Consider the following 17,851-nt stretch of genomic DNA (forward strand, 5'->3'; position numbering starts at 1 on the left):
CTCTTGACACCCCGCTCAGCCCGCCATGTCTCCACGACGAACCGGGGCCTGCTACCGGGCGCTCCGATGCTTACCCGGACGGGACTTTCACCCGCAGGCCTGGACCAGCTTCCAGGACGCAACATGCGCATAGCCTAACCGCCGCTCGCGTTGGATCCGGCTCGCATCCGTTACGGCGGCGCTGGAGCTTCTTACATCTGTTACGGCAAAGCCGGCCTGCCCGCACGCGCCGACGTTGGTTTCCGTCCGTCATGGCCGGTCGTGAAGGCTCACGGGGTGCTCGCCGTGACGAGCGTCTTCTGGGCCGTGTTCTTCGCCGAATGGTCGGCCGGTGCCCCATCGGCCGTGTGCTCGCTCGTGACTGTCGTCGTTTGCCTGCAGGCCGGTGTCCCCCGGCGGGCGGTGTCGCCTGATGGGCGTCTTCTGGTGGTGTTCAGCCGGAATCCGGGGGTGTGGAGTGAAGAGGGCGGGCGCGCCGGCGTCGAGGGTGGGCCGGTGCGGGGCCGGGAGCGGTCAGGTGGTGGCGTGGGCCGTGGCTTCGGAGAGGGACTTCGCGAACGCCAGGACGTGGTTGACCGCCTCGGGGCCGTCGGCCGCCTCACTGACCCGGAGCGAGAGGTCGTCGGCGGTGATGGCGCCGGTGTAGCCGTGGTCGGCCTCGCAGTTTTCGTCGCCGCAGGTGGCCGGCTCCAGATCGACGTGGGAGATGGCGCCCCAGCCGATCGTGAGGGTCACTTCCGTGGGCGGGACACCGGGCGCGTAGGCGGCGGGGTCGGGCACCACGCGGGTGACGGCGACCGACTGGACACGGCTCAGGCGCACGGCCTCCGTGGTGGTGGAGGCGTGGGACGCGGAGACGCCCTCCACCGCCGGGTGCTCGTCGGTGTGGCAGACCAGCAGCCGCGTCGTCGTCAGCACTAGGACCGTGACGTGCCTGCGCACCTCCATGGCAGGATCGAAGGTCGCCTCGTGGTGCACCACGAACGCGGTCACGACCTCCTTGCCCAGCGCGGATTCGACCGCGTCGGTGACGAGGTCGGGATAATAGCCGCTGCGCTCGATCGCTTCGCGCAGGCCCGCGGCGGAGACTCGGGTTTCCCTCATGGGTCCATCCTGCCAGGACCGGGCAGTGCACTCACCCGCCGGATATAACGCTCTATAACGGTCTGTGTACAGGTAACACCGAGCACTCTGTTCCCTGCATGCGCTCGAGGCGCATCAGGAGAGCCGGCGCGGGCCACCGTCCAGACGCGGGCCCGCCGGCGTGCGCAGGGTGGCGCGGGCGCCGAGGATCATGACATCCGACTCCCCCACGAGCACCTGGTCGAGGTCCAGCCGGGCCAGCTCCGGCAGGTCACCGGCCAGGCGGCCGACGCGTACGAGCAGATCCTCCAGGGCGCCGACGGCCACGGGCGGGTAGCCGTACTCGCCGAACAGGAGCGGAGCCGCGCGTACGGAGCGCACCAGGGCGGCGGCGTCCTCGCCGGTCAGCGGGGCCAGGCGGAAACCCTGGTCCTGCAGCAGCCGGGCGGTCACCTCGCCCAGCCCGAACGACACGACCGGCCCGAACGCGGGGTCCTCGATGACGCCCACGACGGTCGGCACGGCGGGCTGCGGAGCCATACGCTGGACCGCGAGCTCCGCTCCTTCGCCCAGTTGCACGGCGAACTCCGTGTAGGCGTTGCGGACCATCTCCGGGCCCGTCAACCCCAGGCGCACCGTCCCGGCTCTGCGTGAGGCACCCGGGTCGGCGACCTTGACCACCACGGGCCAGCCCAGGTGCTCGGCCGCCGCCACCGCCTCATCGGCGGAACGCACCAGCTCGGCCCGCCACACGGTCAGGCCGTAGCAGGACAGCAGCTCGGTGGGGTCGATCTCGACCGGCGGCCCTGGCTCGGCGAACACAGAGCCGAGCCGCCCGCCGTCCGGCCCTCCGCCCGGCGTCCCGGACGGTGTCCCACACGGCGCTCCGGCGGACGTGGGGACCGATTCACCAAGCGCCCCACCGGGCGACGTGACGGCGGCCTCACCGGACGACCCATCGGACGGCCCGGCGATCGCCGTACCGGGTGATCCATCAGGCGACGCGGTGACCGCCTCACCCGGCGAGGAAGTGACCGTGTCTCCCGAAGGGGCGGCGGCCAGGGCGGTGTGGGCCAGGGATCGGGCGCGGGTGGTGTCGATGCCGTCGAGTTCCGGTGGCGGCACCGCCGGGTGCGCCCGCCACCTCGCGTACCGCACCACGTGCGCCAGCGCCCTCACCGCCTCCTCGGGCGCCGCGTAGGAGGGGATGGAGCACCTCCCAGGCGTCGCGGAGCCGGTCTCGACACGCAGCGCCGGATGCATGCCCAGATGACCGTGGAACGTGGTCACCACCGGCTTGGCGACGTCCTTGGAGACGCGCAGCAGCTCGGCGGCCACCTCGTCGGACGCGCCGGGGATGGGCGGCATGTGGATCACGACGGCGGCGTCAACGTCGGTGGAGGACAACTCGCCGGCCAGCGCCGTACCGAACTCCGAGGGACCCGCGGCGGGACCGAGGTTGACCGGCGGGCGGGGCTCGAGGCCCGCGGCGAGGCAGGCGTCGGCGGCGAGCAGGCCGAGCGCGTCGGAGTTGGTCACGAGCGCGACCCTGGGCCCGGCGGGCAGCGGCTGGTACGCCAGCATCTGCCCCACGTCGAACAGCTGGATGAGATCGTCGACCCTGATCAGCCCCGCCTGCTCGAACAGGGAGCTGATCGCCGAGTCGGGCAGCCCGAGCTCTTCCGCCGAGTGCCCCGCGGGAGTGCCGCCGCTCTTGACCACCACGATGGGCTTGCGGCGGGCGATGCGCCGGGCCAGCCGGGTGAACTTGCGTGGATTGCCGAGCGACTCCAGGTAGAGCAGGATCACATCGGTGGAGTCGTCTTCCTCCCAATACTGCAGCAGGTCGTTGCCGGACACGTCGGCCCGGTTGCCCGCGGAGACGAACGAGGAGATGCCCATGCCACGCTGCGCCACCCGCTGGAGCAGCGCGGTGCCGAGCGCGCCCGACTGGCTGAAGAACCCCACCTTGCCCCGGCCCGGCACGGTGGGGGCGAGGGTGGCGTTGAGCTTGACGGCCGGGTCGGTGTTGGCGATGCCGAGGCAGTTGGGGCCGACGACGCGCAGGCCGTAGGAGCGGGCGATCCTGGCGAGCTCGTCCTGCCTGGCCCGGCCCCGCGCGCCCGTCTCGCCGAACCCCGACGAGACCACGACCAGTCCGTGCACGCCCTTCTCCGCGCACTCCTCGACCACGTCGAGCACGCTCTCGGCAGGCACGGCCACCACGGCCAGGTCGACCTCGTCGTCGATCGCCGTCACGCTCGGATAGGCGCGTACGCCGTGCACGGCCCGCACCTCGCGGTGCACGGGGTAGACGGGGCCGGTGAAGCCGGCGGCCAGCAGGTTGCGCAGGACGCTCTGACCGACGCCTCCGGGCTCGCGTGAGGCTCCGATGACCGCGACGGAGCCGGGGGTGAGCAGCCGGGCGATGGACCTGGCCTCGGCGCGGTGCTCGCGGGCGGCCCTCACTTCGGCTGAGGTGTCGGTGGGGGTGAGGTCGAGCGTCATGCGTACGACGCCGTCGGCGAACTGGCTCTGGGCCGTGTAGCCCGCCTGCCGCAGCAGGCCCGTCATCCGCATGTTGGCGGGCAGGACGTCGGCGATGAAGCGTTCGATGCCGCGCTCGCGGGCCGTGGCCGCCAGGTGCTCCAGGAGCACGGAGGCCACTCCCCTGCCCTGGTGCGCGTCCTCGACGAGGAAGGCGACCTCGGCCTCGCCGGGGCCGGTGCGGTCGTAGCGGATCACGGCGACCATCTCGTCGCCGATGGTGGCGATCAGCGCGACCCTGGTGACGTAGTCGACGTTGGTGAAGCGGGCGACTTCCTTGTCGGACAGCCGCGGCCGGGGCCCGAAGAAGCGAAAATAGATCGACTCGTCGGACAGACGGGAGTAGAAGGAACGGAGACGATCGGCGTCGGCGGGCCTGATCGGCCTGACGTGTGCGGTGCCGCCGTCGGCCAGGACGACATCCGCCTCCCAGTGAGCCGGATACTGTTCCTCCACAGTCCTGAGCGTAAACCCGCATTCCACATGCCAAGACCCGGGGCCCCAGTTGGGCAACGCTTGTGCATCGACTGCTGCCCTGTGTGATGGGTCCGTCCCACGAGCAGCCCGGAAGCTGTTAGTTTTGCCGTGGCCAGGCTCGTTCCGAAGGCAGCAAGGTGGTGACATCATGACGCGGGTCGTCGTGGTGGGCGATCTCATGACCGACGCGGTCGCGCGCGCCCGTTATGCGCTCGCCAGGGCGAGCGACACCCCGGCGATCGTGACCATGCACGGCGGGGGCTCGGGGGCGAATATCGCCTCGTGGCTGGCCGTCGAGGGCGCGGAGGTGGCCTACATCGGCCGCAGGGGCGCCGACATCACGGGGCGCAACCGCGACATGGAGCTGATGGGCTACGGCGTCGACGCCCGGCTCGTCATGGACCCTGAGCGGCCCACCGGCACCTGCGTGGTGCTCGTGACGCACAAGGGCGAGCGCACCATGTTGTCCGACCCTGGCGCCAACGCGGCGCTGTCGCCGGAAGACCTGCCGCGCGACCTGTTCGGCCAGGGAACCCATCTGCATCTCTCCGGCTACACGCTGATCAACGAGGGTTCGCGCGACGCCGGTCTCGCGGCGCTCGACATGGCCAGGCGCACCGGCATGTCGATCTCGGTCGACTGCGCCTCGTCCGCGCCGCTGGAGCGCACGGGCGCAGAGCCGTTCCTCGAGTGGACCAACGGCGCCAAGCTGCTGTTCGCCAACATCGACCAGGCCAAGGTCCTGACGGGCCGCGACGAGCCCGAGGCCGCCGCCAAGGTGCTGACCGCGTGGTTCCCGCAGGTCGTGATCAAGATGAGCGCCGAGGGCGCGCTGTGGTATACCAACGGCCGCCCCGATCCGGTCCGGGTCGCCGCCGAGCCGGTCGACAAGATCGTCGACGGCACCGGTGCGGGTGACGCGTTCTCCGCCGGATTCCTGCCGCCGTGGCTCGAGGGCAAGCCGCCGGCGGAGGCGCTGGCGTCGGGTTGCCGCCTGGCGGCCAAGGCCATCATGCACCTGGGTGCGCGCCCCCCGTTCTAGTGCCCGAGCACCCGTTCACGCGACGCCGGACGCCCAGAACGAACACGGGCGGGCCGGCGGATCGATGCAACGGCTGGACGCCGAAACCGGCCGGACACGGCCTGCCGCTCTCGACCTGTCGAGCGCATGAGGGCAGAGATGATGACCGCAGAGCTCGATCACGTCGACCGTGAACTGATCCAGGCCGCGGCACATGTCGCCGCCACCGCTGCCGGGGCGACAACCACACCATGGCGGCCGCGGCCCGCGACCACGACGGCCGGATCATCACTGCGGTCAACGCCTACCACTTCACCGGCGGCGCCCGCCCTCAAGGTCATCGTCGGCGCACGCGGCAGTCTCCGCACGGTCACCATCACCGACCTGCTTCCCGACAGCTACGTCTGGGCGGACCACCAGCTCGACGCCGAGGAGGGCGCACCTCCTGGCACGCGCTGATCACCGGTGAAAGTCGCCTGACGTGGTGCCGGCGGCTCCCGCTCCAGGCGCCCTTCCGGCACTATGGTGAGCGATGACGAATCATCAGGACATAAGGGAGCCGGATGGGCGTCGTGCGTCCGTTACGGCCGAGTGACCCGCCGTCGGTCGGCTCGTACAAGATCACCGGGTTTCTCGGCGAGGGCGGCCAGGGCAGCGTCTATCTCGGCGCCTCCCCCTCCGGCGAGCAGGTCGCCATCAAGCTGCTGCACGCCAGATTCACCGACGACGAGCAGGCCGTACGCCGGTTCCGCCGCGAGGCGGAGGCGGCGCGGCGGGTGGCGGCGTTCTGCACCGCCAGGGTGCTCGACGTCGGCACCATGAACGACCAGCCCTACATCGTGGGCGAGTACGTCGAAGGCCCCTCCCTCCAGCACCAGGTCACCAGGCAGGGGCCGATCCAGGGGCCGGCGCTGACGCGGATGGCGATCACGACGGCCACGGCGCTGGCCGCCATCCACGAGGCCGGGGTGGTGCACCGCGACTTCAAGCCGAGCAACGTGCTGCTCGGTCCCGACGGGCCCCGGGTGATCGACTTCGGCATCGCGCGAGCGCTCGACATCAGCCAGAGCATGACGAGCGGAATCGTGGGGACGCCCGCGTTCATGGCGCCCGAACAGTTCCTCGGCGACGCCTCCCCCGCCAGCGACGTGTTCGCGTGGGCGGGGACGATGGTGTTCGCGGCCACGGGGCGGGTGACGTTCGGTTCCGGGCCGATGCCGGTGGTGATGCACCGCATCCTCAATGTCGATCCCGATCTGTCGGGCGTCCCTGACGAGCTCGTGCCGCTGTTGCGGGCGGCGCTGGCCAAGGACCACCGGCAGCGGCCGGACGCCCGGCAGCTGATCCAGGACCTCATCCGCGCGGGCACGGCGCCGCCCGCCGCCGCAGGGCCGGCCCCGATGCGCTCCCAGCCGCAGGCCGGCGACGAGACCCGTCCGTACGACGCCCGCTACCCGCGGAGCGGGCCCATGACGCCGCCGGCTCCGGTGGCGGCCGCCGATCCCCTCCGCCGCAGGAAGGTGCTGATCCCGGCAGGCGCCGTGGCCACCGCGCTGGTCGTGGGGCTCGCCGGCTGGCTGGTCTGGCAGGCGACGCCGCCGGCGAACAACACCGCGGCGGGTTCCACGCCCGCCCCCTCAACCGTGAAGGGCTTCGGGGCGGCGGTGGCCTCGGTCGCGAACCCGTCCGCGAAGAAGGGCGGGACCCTGAACGTGGCCTTCGCGTCCTCCCTGGACTCCACCGATCCGGGCAACATGTACCTGCCCGACTCACTCAACCTGGTCAGGTTGTACGGACGGTCGCTGACGATGTTCAAGCCGGCGCCGGGGGGCGGCGGGGCGCAGATCGTGCCGGACCTGGCCGAATCACTGGGTGTGCCCAGCGACGGCGGCAGGACCTGGACCTACACGCTCCGCCAGGGTGTGAAATATCAGGACGGCACGCCGATCACCGCGCAGGACGTCAAATACGCCGTCCTGCGCAGCATGGACCCCGGCTTCGCCAGCGGATCCAGCCTGTTCGACCTCACGCTCGATCTCCCCGCCGGCTACCAGGGTCCCTACCGGTCGCCCGGCGCGAACACGGACTCGGCCATCGAGACGCCCGACGACCGTACGATCGTGTTCCACCTCAAGCGGCCGGCTGCCACGTTCGACCACACCGCCCAACTCCCGGAGACCATCCCCGTGCCGGAGGCCGAGGACACGAAGGCGCGCTACGCCGCGCACGTCGTATCCTCGGGCCCCTACCGGTTGCGGAGCGTGGGCGATCGCAGGGTCGTCCTGGCGCGTAACGAGCACTGGGGGGCCGATCCCCACCGGACGGCGCTCCCCGACGGCTACGTGATCGAGTTCGAGGTCGGCGCGGACGACGCCACCCAGCGCCTGCGGGCGGGCACCCTCGACTACGGGCCGGAGGTGGCGAGACAAGCCGTCGGAGCGGTGCTCGGCGATCCGGCGCTCAAGGCGCGGGCCGACACACCCGTCACCGCCTCCGTCCAACTCCTGGCGATCAACCCGCAGGTGCCGCCGTTCGACGACGTCGAGTGCCGCCGGGCGGTCGTCCGCGCTCTGGACCTGAGCGCCCTGGCCCGCGTCTACGGCGCCACCAGGACGCCGACGTCACTGCTGCCGCCCACGATCGCCGGCCGCCGCCACGCCGATCCGAACCTCACGCCGGCCGGTGACCCGGAGGCCGCCCGGGAGTCGCTGCGGGCGTGCGGGAGCCCTTCGGGCTTCACCGCGACCTACCTCTACCGGGACCTGTCCCCCATCGAGACCAGCGCGGCGGAGGCCGTCCAGGCCGCGCTCGCCAAGGTCGGCATCGACCTCACCCTCGAGCGCAAACCGCTCACGGACTTCTACCAGAAGTACGGCGGCAGCCCCGCGTACCTCAAGAAGGAGAAGGTCGGCCTGATCGCCAAGACCTGGAGCCCTGACTGGCCCGACCCTGGCGCGTTCCTGCCCTTGATCGCGGACAGCAGGGAGATCAACGAGGAGGACAACTCGATCAACGTGAGCGTGCGCGTCAAGGAGATCGACACCCTCATCGACCAGGCCGGGACGGAACTCGACCCCGCCCGCCGGGCCGGCCTGTGGACGCAGGTGGAGCGGCGGCTCACCGAGGAGGCCGTGCTCGTGCCACTGGCCTGGCGGACCCCCTTGTTGCTGCGCGGCGCCCGGGCCGCCAACGTCCATGTCAGCCCGGTCTTCGGCAATTACGAACTGGTCACGATGGGTCTCACCTGACCGGACGTGCCGGTCAGGAGGTGGTGGCCAGGGCGAGCGGGAGCACGGCGGGCGCCCCGGCGTGGCGCACCATGGCCGCGCCCAGCGTCATCGTCCACCCCGTGTCGACGCGGTCGTCGATGAGCAGGACCGGGCCGCCGCACTGCGCGATCGCGGCGCCCACGTCCTTCGGCATGGCGAGCGTGCCCCGGATCGCCTGCACCCGTTTGGCGCTGTTGAACTGCTGGCCGGGCGAGCCCGCACGGTAACCCAGCTCCCCCAGGTAGGACAGCCGCCCGACCTGGGACAGCCGTTCGGCGAACGTGCGCACCAGCTTCGGCCGCGTCGCCGACGGCACGCTGACCACGGCCACCGGGCGCTCGCGCCAGTCCCACGCGGACAACACCTTCACCACGGCCGCGAACATGTCGTCGGCCATCGGCCCGTCGCCGGCGCTGAACATCTCGCGCAGCCGGTTGCCCCACCCGATGTCGGTCAGCCGCCCCAGCGCCCGGCCCGGCTCGGCGCCCAGTTCGGGCTTGATCCGGCCGGACAGGTCGGGCAGCCCGGTGGGCCACTGCCTGCGGGCCTCGATCTCGACACCGGGCCTGCTCAGGCGCTCGCGTGCGCCCTCGACGGCCTGGGCGCCGATCTCCGTCGAGCGGTGCGTGCCGGTGCAGTTGTCGCAGCGGCCGCACGGCGTGGCGGTCTCGTCGTCGAGGTGCCCGCGCAGGAACCGCTCCCGGCACTCGGAAGTGGTCAGGTAGCCGAGCATGGCGTCCTGCTCGGCCTTGCGCTCAGCGGCGATGCGGGCGTAACGCTCGGTGTCGTAGGCCCACGGCTGCCCGGTGGCCTCCCAGCCGCCCTTGACCCGGCGGACCGCGCCGTCGACGTCGAGGACCTTGAGCATCATCTCCAGCCGGCCGCGGCTCAGGTCGACGGCCGTTTCGAGCGCGGGGGTGGACATGACGCCGCGCTCCTCGAGGGTCTGGAGCGTGGTGCGTACGACGGGCTCGGGCGGGAAGGCCAGCGACGCGAAATAGGCCCAGATGTCGCGGTCTTCCGTGCCGGGCAGCAGGATGACCTCGGCCCGTTCGACGCCGCGCCCGGCCCGGCCGACCTGCTGGTAGTAGGCGACGGGCGACTGCGGAGCCCCCACGTGCACCACGAACCCGAGATCGGGTTTGTCGAACCCCATCCCGAGCGCGCTCGTCGCCACCAGCGCCTTGATCTGGTTGCGGAGCAGCGCCTCCTCGGCCGCCAGCCGCTCGGCCGGTTCGGTCTGGCCGGAGTAGGCGGCCACCTCGAGCCCCTGCTCGCGCAGGTAGCCGGCGATCTCGTGGGCGGCGGCCACGGTGAGGGTGTAGACGATGCCGGAGCCGGGCAGCTCGCGCAGCGTCTGGGCCAGCCAGGCCAGCCGCTGCTCGGCGGAGGGCAGGCGGACGACGCTCAGGTGCAGGCTCTCGCGTTCGAGCGGCCCGCGCAGGACGAGCGTGTCGTCGCCGCCCTCGGGCCGCAGCTCCGGAGGAAGGCTCAGCTGCTCGGCCACGTCGCGGGTGACGCGGGCGTTGGCGGTGGCCGTGGTGGCGAGCACGGGGATGCCCGGCGGCAGGTCCCCGAACAACGTCGCCAGCCTGCGGTAGTCGGGCCTGAAGTCGTGGCCCCAGTCGGAGATGCAGTGGGCCTCGTCGACCACGACCAGCCCGGCGCTCTCGGCCAGCTCGGGCAGGACGTTGTCGCGGAAGTCGGGGTTGTTGAGCCGCTCGGGGCTGACCAGAAGCACGTCGACCATGCCGTCGGCGACCTGACCGTAGATCTCCTCCCACGCCTCGGGGTTCGCGGAGTTGATCGTGACGGCCCTGATGCCGGCCCGCTCGGCGGCGGCGATCTGGTTGCGCATGAGGGCCAGCAACGGGGAGACGATGACGGTGGGGCCCTCGCCGAGCTCGCGCAGGAGCGCGGTGGCCACGAAATAGACGGCCGACTTGCCCCAGCCGGTGCGCTGCACGACGAGCACCCTGCGGCGGTCGATCACGAGCGCCTCTATGGCGGCCCACTGGTCGTCGCGGAGCACGGCGTGCTCACCCGCCAGCGCCCGCAGCCGCGTCTCGGCCTCTTCCCGTAGCATCCCGACATCGGGGGCGTCAATCATGCCTCCCTTGTTACCAGCTCTCCCGGGCGCCGTGGTGACCGAGGCCCGCAAAACCAGCATCTTTTACGGCATGCGCGGGCTGGTGCCGTGAGGACTACGCGTCGGCGTGCTCCGGGAAGGCGTTGATGGTGACGCGGTGCATCCGGCGGCGTTCGGTGTAGTCGGCGACCGCGTAGTGCTGGGTGGGACGGTTGTCCCAGAAGGCCAGCGTCCCAGGCCGCCACCGCAGCCGGAGCTGGAGCTCGGGCGATCGGATGTGGTCGATCAGGAAGGGCAGGAGCGCCTCGTTCTCCCGGTCGCTCAGCCCCACCAGGCGGGTCGTCGACGCGCGGTTGACGAAGAGGGCCTTGCGGCCGGTCTCGGCGTGCACGCGGACGACCGGGCGTTCGATCGGCGGCCACTTCGCCTGGATCTCGGCCAGGTCGAACGGGTGTCCCTTCGAGATGGCCTTTTTCATCGACATCGTGATGTCGTGCACGGCGGTCAGCTCGTCGCACAGCCGCTGCAGCGACGGCGAGAGCGTCTCGTAGGCCAGGTACGTGTTGGCCCAGCACGTGTCGCCGCCCACGCTGGGCAGTTGGACGCAGCGCAGCAGCGAGCCCATCGGCGGAGTGGGTTCGAAGGTGTTGTCGCTGTGCCACTCGTCGCCGCCTTCGCCCTTGGGCGAGGTCTGGTCGAGCACGTGGATGGGACTGTCGGCGTCCTTCTTGAAGGCGGGATGGTTGAGCGTGCCGAAGTTGAGGGCGAACTGCAGGTGCTGCTCGTCGTCGATGTTCTGGTCGCGGAAGAACAGGACGAGATGTCGGAGCCAGCCCTCGCGCAGGGTCGTGACCTCTTCCGGTGAGAGCGGCTTGCGCAGATCGACCCCGGTGACCTCGGCGCCGATGTGCTTCGTCACGGGATGAAACTCGATCATGACGCCTCCGAAGACGACGGGACCCTCGTGTCCGGAACGTAACACCCAAGCAATTGCTTGGTCAAGAATCGCCAAGACATCGAACATGTATACGAGAAGTGGCGCGGATCGCGTATCATCTTGACGCCGGCGACGCGCACACCGCACACTCCCCGGCATCCAGATCATCACCGAGGAGGCGTCTTGACGGCAGCGGCCCTCGCCCGCGCGGCCCCGCAGGCGGCCGGCGAAGGCATGAGCAACGCCATGGATACGTCACGGCGCGCCTGGCTCGTGCCATCATCTCCAGGGGAGAAAACGTCACACCCGCACCGGTCTCGTGCCCGCGCGCGCCTTCGGCCGCCGTCGCGACCGGGAGAGCTTACGTCGACGCCCCACCCGCCGACCTGACGCCGCTCTGCCGGGCTGACGGTTACGGTTACCGCACAAGGACAGAAGGAGGATGCGCTTCCCCTCGGCGCGACGACCGAGGCAGCCGCGCAGCACAAGATGGCCCGACGCACGACTGCACCCCCACCTGAGGACTTCGAGGAGCGGATCGTCGACATCGACGTCTCCTCCGAGATGCGCACGAGCTACCTCGAATACGCCTACTCGGTGATCTACCAGCGCGCCCTGCCTGACGCCCGCGACGGCCTCAAGCCGGTGCAGCGACGCATCCTCTACTCGATGAGCGAGATGGGCCTGCGCCCCGAGCGCGGCCACGTCAAGTCCTCGCGCGTCGTCGGCGACGTCATGGGCAAGCTGCACCCCCACGGCGACAGCGCCATCTACGACGCGCTCGTCCGGCTGGCGCAGCCGTTCTCCATGCGCCTGCCGCTCGTCGACGGCCACGGCAACTTCGGCTCCCCCGACGACTCACCCGCCGCCATGCGTTACACCGAGGCCAGGCTGGCCCCGGCGGCGATGCTCATGGTCGAGTCGCTCGACGAGGAGACCGTCGACTTCAAGCCCAACTACGACGGCCAGGAGACCGAGCCCACGGTCATGCCGTCGGCGTTCCCCAACCTGCTGGTCAACGGCACGAGCGGCATCGCGGTCGGCATGGCCACCAACATGGCGCCCCACAACCTCATTGAGGTCGTGGCCGCCGCCCGCCACCTGATCAAGAAGCCCGAGGCGACGCTCGACGAGCTGATGAAGTTCGTGCCGGGGCCCGACCTGCCGACCGGCGGCTCGATCATCGGGCTGCAGGGGGTGCGCGACGCGTACGAGTCGGGGCGTGGCACGTTCCGCATGCGCGCCACGTGCGCGATCGAGCAGATCACCCCGCGCCGCAAGGGCATCGTCGTCACCGAGCTGCCCTACAACGTCGGCCCCGAGCGCGTGGTCACCAAGATCAAAGAGCTGGTGACCAGCAAGAAGCTGCAGGGCATCGCCGACCTCAAAGACCTCACCGACCGGCACAAGGGCCTGCGCCTGGTCATCGAGATCAAAAACGGGTTCATCCCCGAGGCCGTGCTGGAGGAGCTCTACCGGCTGACGCCGATGGAGGAGACCTTCGGCATCAACAACGTCGCCCTCGTCGACGGCGAGCCCCGCACGCTCGGGCTGCGCGAGATGCTCCAGGTCTATGTCGACCACCGGCTCGAGGTCGTGCGCCGCAGGTCGGAGTTCCGGCGCCGCAAGCGCGAGGAACGCCTGCACCTGGTCGACGGCCTCATCATCGCGCTGCTCAACATCGACGAGGTCATCCAGGTCATCCGTTCCTCCGACGACTCGGCCCAGGCGCGCACCCGCCTGATGGACGTCTTCGAGCTGTCCGAGGTCCAGGCCGCCTACATCCTCGACACGCCCCTGCGCCGCCTGACCAAATACGACAAGCTGGAGCTCGACCGCGAGAAGCAGACGCTGAGCGACGAGATCGCCGCGCTGACCGAGATCCTCTCCTCCCCGGCCAAGCTCCGCCAGGTGGTCTCGGGCGAGCTGGCCGACGTGGCCAAGCGCTACGGCACGCCGCGCCGGACCGTCCTGCTGGAGGCGCCGGGCGTCGCCCGCACCCCGATCCAGTCGCTCCAGGTGGCCGACGACCCGTGCCTGGCGCTGCTGTCCTCGACCGGCCTGCTGGCCCGCACCTCCGACGCCTCGCCGCTGGCGGGCGAGGGCGACCGCACCGCGCACGACGTGCTCGTCTCCGTCGTCCGCACCTCCGTACGCGGTGAGGTGGGCGTGGTCACGTCGCACGGCCGGCTGATCCGCGTCCAGGTCGTCGACCTGCCGACGCTGCCGCCCTCGGCCAACCCGCCATCGTTGTCGGGGGGCCATCCCGTCTCCGAATACGTCTCGCTCGAGCCCGACGAGAAGGTCGTCGGGCTCGGCTCCCTCGACCCCGACAGCCCCGGCCTGGCCCTGGGCACGGCACAGGGCGTGGTCAAACGGGTGGTGCCCGACTACCCGGCCAACCGCGACGACTTCGAGGTCATCACCCTGAAAGAAGGCGACCGCGTGGTGGGCGCCGTCGAGCTGGTGTCGGAGAGCCACGACCTGGTGTTCATCTCCTCCGACGCCCAGCTCCTGCGCTACTCCGCCGCGCTGGTGCGCCCGCAGGGGCGTCCGGCGGGGGGCGTGGCGGGCATCCGCCTCGACGGTGACACGCGGGTGATCTGGTTCGGCGCCGTCGACCCCGAGCGGCCCGGCCATGTGGTCACGATCGCCGGCTCCTCCACGGCGCTGCCCGGCACGCAGGTGGGCGGCGGCAAGGTGTCCGACTACGCGGAGTTCCCAGCGAAGGGCCGGGCCACGGGCGGCGTCCGGGCTCAGCGGTTCCTGAAGGGCGAGGACGAACTCCTGATGGCCTGGGCCGGACCCGCTCCGGCCAAGGCGGTCTCCACGGTGGGCAAGCCGGTGCCGCTGCCGGAGGAGCTCGGCCGGCGCGACGGCTCGGGCGTCCGCCTCACCCACACGATCGGCGCCATCGGCGGCGCCATCGGCGGCGCCATCGCCGCCGATCCTGCCGCCCTGCCCTCCGCCGGCGGCGAGACGCCCCTGGAGGAGTGACCGAGGCGCACGTTCACCGGCTGCGTGCGCGGTGGGAGGTGTCCCGGCACCGGCGACGCACGTGTCGGCGGGGCGGGGCTGGTCGGCGCGTGTGACGGGGTTGCCGGGGCCGGTCGCGCGCAACGCTTGGCCCCGGTGGGCACGTTCCGCGGCTTCACGGGGCTGGGTGGGCTGATGTTATGAATTGCGCCTTACCTCCGATGGTCTGGGAGAGCGCTCTCTCCCCCCTCGACTGGAGGTACCGTGTTCCCATCCAGACCACCCTTATGGGCGGCGGCCCTGGCCCTGGCCGGCTCCCTGATCGTCGCCCCACCCGCCGCGGCCGCCGCCGAACCGCTCACCGTCACCGACTTCGAGTCGGACGGCGTGCCCACCGGCGTGTACACCTGGGGCAACGACGCGGCCTCGACCCCGGCGCTCACCGTCGAGCCCGACACCACCCGGCCGGAGGCGCCCTCCACGAACCGGGTGCTCACCTCGGTCTACGACGTGAGCCAGTGGGGCGGCTGGTCCCACGACCTGCCCGCCACCCAGGACTGGTCCGCGTACGAAGGGTTCTCCTTCTGGGTGAACGGCACCGGCTCGGGCCAGAAGATCTTCTTCGAGCTCAAGGACGGCGGCGGCGGTCCGGGCACCTCCGAGCTGTTCGAGTCGTCGTTCACCGATGACACGGCGGGCTGGCGGCAGGTGAAGGTGCCGTTCGAGAGCTTCACCCGCCGCGCCGACTACCAGCCCGGCGGCGCCCCGACCGACGGCGAGCTGGACCTGGTCGCCATGTGGGGGTACGGGATGCGCCTGCCCACCGCTCAGGGCACCCTGCGGTGGGACGAGGTGCAGGTGTACGGGACCGCTCCCCCGCGCCCGGTGCGGCTGTCCACGGACAGGCCCGTCTACCCGGTGGACGAGAAGGACACGGTACGCGTCAGCGTCACGGTAACCACGGCCACCGGCGAACCGCTCCCGGCGGACCTGGCCGTGGACTACAGGACCGGTACGGGCACCGCGACCTCCGGCGACGACTACGCGCCGGCCCAGGGCACACTGGCGTTCCCCGCGGGCACCGCCTCCGGTTCGGCGCGCACGTTCACCGTCGAGATCAGGAAGGACCGGCAGAGCGAGGTCGCGGAGACCATCCCGATCGAGCTGTCGGGCACGGGCACGCGGCCTCCGGCCGAGCCGCCGGTCATCGTCATCAACGCGCACGACCTGCCGTACCTGAATGCCCGCAAACCCGTCAAGGACCGCGTCTCCGACCTGCTGGGCAGGATGACGCTGGAGGAGAAGGTCGGCCAGATGACCCAGGCCGAGCGCGGCGCGCTGGCCAAGCAGAGCGACATCGCCACGTACCGGCTCGGCTCGCTCCTGTCGGGCGGCGGGTCGGCACCCGCCAGGAACACGCCGGAGGGGTGGGCCGACATGGTCGACGCCTTCCAGCTGCAGGCCCGGCAGACGCGCCTGCAGGTGCCGCTGATCTACGGCGTCGACGCGGTGCACGGGCACAACAACGTGGTCGGCGCGACGATCTTCCCCCACAACATCGGACTGGGCGCCGGCCGCGACGCCGAGCTCGCCGAGAAGGCGAGCAAGATCACCGCCAGGGAGGTCAAGGCCACCGGCATCCCGTGGAACTTCGCCCCGTGCCTGTGCGTCGCGCGCGACGACCGGTGGGGCCGGACGTACGAGTCGTTCGGCGAGGACCCCGCGCTGGTGACGCGGATGGCCACCGTCATCGACGGGCTGCAGGACAACGGGGTGCTGGCCACCGCCAAGCACTACGCCGGCGACGGCGGCACCGCGTACGGCTCGTCCTCCACCGGCGACTACACCATCGACCAGGGCGTCACCCGGACGAGTCGCGAGGAACTGGCGGCGATCCACCTGGCGCCGTTCCAGGAGGCGGTCAAGCGCGGCGTCGCCACCGTGATGCCGTCGTTCTCCAGCGTGGACTTCGGCGACGGGCCGCTGAAGATGCACGCCCACGACGAGCTGATCAACGGCACGCTCAAGGGCAAGCTCGGGTTCAAGGGATTCGTGGTCAGCGACTGGCAGGCCATCGACCAGATCCCCGGCGACTACCCGAGCGACGTGCGCACGTCGGTCAACGCGGGGCTCGACATGATCATGGTTCCGTACGCCTACCCCGAGTTCACCGGAGCGCTCAAGGCCGAGGTCGAGGCCGGTCGGGTGCCGATCGCGCGGGTGGACGACGCGGTCGCCAGGATCCTGACGCAGAAGTTCCGGCTGAGGTTGTTCGAACGCCCGTACGCCGACCGGTCCCGCCTCGGCGACGTCGGCTCGGCGGCGCACCGCGCGGTCGCCCGCACGGCGGCGGCGAAGTCGCAGGTGCTGCTGAAGAACGAGGGCGGCCTGCTGCCGCTGCGGCGCGGGGCCAAGGTGTACGTGGCCGGCTCGAACGCCGACGACATCGGCAACCAGTCGGGCGGCTGGACGATCAGCTGGCAGGGTTCGTCCGGTCCGATCACCACCGGCACCACGATCCTGCAGGCCGTCCGGTCGCGCGCCGGGTCCGTGACGTACTCGCGGGACGCCTCAGCCGACCTGGCGGGGCACGACGTGGGCGTGGTGGTGGTCGGCGAGACCCCGTACGCCGAGGGCCAGGGCGACGTGGGACGCGCGGGCCGCACGCTCGATCTCTCCCCCGCCGACCGGGCCGCCGTCGACCGGGTGTGCGGGGCGATGAAGTGCGCCGTGCTGGTGGTCTCCGGGCGTCCGATGGTGCTCGGCGACCTGTCGGGCGTCGAGGCCTTGGTCGCCTCGTGGCTGCCGGGGACCGAGGGCGACGGCGTGGCCGACCCCCTGTTCGGTGCGGTGCCGTACACGGGGCGGCTGCCGTTCACCTGGTTCCGCTCGGTGGAGCAGTTGCCGATCAACGTGGGCGACGCCGCCTACGATCCGCTGTTCCCGTACGGGTGGGGGTTGCGCACCGACCGCGCCCGCGACCGGCTCAAGGGCGTACGACACGAACTCGCCCACGGCGACAGCCGGTCGAAAGCGGCGGCCCTGCTGCTGGCGCCCGCCCTGTCGGATCGCCACTGGCACGCCGACGGCTCCGTCCGTGACACGCGCGTGGTCCTGGGCGCGCTCGAAGCGGCCGCGGCGCTGCTCGAACGTTCGCGGAGCGTCTCGTACGCCGCGGCTGACACGCTCGTCTCGGTCGCCAGGGACGTCGCGCAGCGCGCCGGCAAGCGGCCCGACCTGCAGGCCGCGGCCGACCACGAACTGGCGGCCGGCGCGTACAGGAAGGCGGTGGACCTGCTGGCCCGGTCGATCCGCTGACGCGGTGGTCATGAACGCGGCGGTCGCCTCCAGGTGCATCGCCCGGTCATGAAGGGGACTGGCCCCGGTGTGGGCGGGGTCAGTCCCCATCCCGGTCCCGGCGCCCCGGCCCGGGGAGCAGTCCCCATAGCCCG

9 protein-coding genes are annotated in these 17,851 nt (G+C 71.3%); 5 read left to right on the forward strand and 4 right to left on the reverse strand.

What is annotated here, in order from left to right:
• Nucleotides 1-513: 513 nt before the first annotated feature.
• Complete coding sequence (locus ABGB01_RS32885; RefSeq protein ID WP_347777472.1) at nt 514-1,104, reverse strand: DUF5998 family protein; 591 nt, start codon at nt 1,102-1,104, stop codon at nt 514-516.
• A 114-nt stretch (nt 1,105-1,218) separates the two neighbouring features.
• Nucleotides 1,219-4,086: a GNAT family N-acetyltransferase gene (locus ABGB01_RS32890; protein ID WP_347777474.1), complete on the reverse strand. Its 2,868-nt coding sequence runs from the start codon at nt 4,084-4,086 to the stop codon at nt 1,219-1,221.
• 169 nt (nt 4,087-4,255) lie between these two features.
• On the opposite strand from ABGB01_RS32890, the gene ABGB01_RS32895 reads away from it, so the two are divergent.
• The 3 genes from ABGB01_RS32895 to ABGB01_RS32905 all read left to right on the forward strand — a co-directional run bounded on the left by ABGB01_RS32895 (nt 4,256) and on the right by ABGB01_RS32905 (nt 8,376).
• Nucleotides 4,256-5,149 (forward strand): sugar kinase, encoded by an 894-nt coding sequence (locus tag ABGB01_RS32895; RefSeq protein ID WP_132603920.1) that lies wholly within the window; start codon nt 4,256-4,258, stop codon nt 5,147-5,149.
• A 138-nt stretch (nt 5,150-5,287) separates the two neighbouring features.
• Nucleotides 5,288-5,587 carry a hypothetical protein gene (locus ABGB01_RS32900; RefSeq protein WP_347777476.1) on the forward strand — a complete coding sequence of 100 codons (300 nt, stop codon included), beginning with the start codon at nt 5,288-5,290 and terminating at the stop codon, nt 5,585-5,587.
• A gap of 104 nt (nt 5,588-5,691) precedes the next feature.
• Complete coding sequence (locus ABGB01_RS32905) at nt 5,692-8,376, forward strand: ABC transporter substrate-binding protein (RefSeq protein ID WP_347777478.1); 2,685 nt, start codon at nt 5,692-5,694, stop codon at nt 8,374-8,376.
• 13 nt (nt 8,377-8,389) lie between these two features.
• Here ABGB01_RS32905 and ABGB01_RS32910 read toward each other — a convergent pair whose 3' ends face one another.
• Together ABGB01_RS32910 and ABGB01_RS32915 are read right to left on the reverse strand one after the other, a co-directional pair.
• Nucleotides 8,390-10,507: an ATP-dependent DNA helicase RecQ gene (locus ABGB01_RS32910; RefSeq protein WP_347777480.1), complete on the reverse strand. Its 2,118-nt coding sequence runs from the start codon at nt 10,505-10,507 to the stop codon at nt 8,390-8,392.
• A 94-nt stretch (nt 10,508-10,601) separates the two neighbouring features.
• Nucleotides 10,602-11,423: a TauD/TfdA family dioxygenase gene (locus ABGB01_RS32915; RefSeq protein WP_347777481.1), complete on the reverse strand. Its 822-nt coding sequence runs from the start codon at nt 11,421-11,423 to the stop codon at nt 10,602-10,604.
• A 489-nt stretch (nt 11,424-11,912) separates the two neighbouring features.
• Between ABGB01_RS32915 and ABGB01_RS32920 the strand changes: the two genes are divergently transcribed.
• Nucleotides 11,913-14,420, forward strand: coding sequence for a DNA topoisomerase IV subunit A (locus tag ABGB01_RS32920; protein WP_347777482.1), 2,508 nt, complete (start codon nt 11,913-11,915; stop codon nt 14,418-14,420).
• Between the two features lie 243 nt (nt 14,421-14,663).
• Nucleotides 14,664-17,717 (forward strand): glycoside hydrolase family 3 N-terminal domain-containing protein, encoded by a 3,054-nt coding sequence (locus tag ABGB01_RS32925; RefSeq protein WP_347777483.1) that lies wholly within the window; start codon nt 14,664-14,666, stop codon nt 17,715-17,717.
• The last annotated feature ends 134 nt before the right edge of the window (nt 17,718-17,851 follow it).

The sequence above is a fragment of the Nonomuraea sp. B5E05 genome (genome assembly GCF_039880665.1).
Lineage (GTDB): Bacteria > Actinomycetota > Actinomycetes > Streptosporangiales > Streptosporangiaceae > Nonomuraea.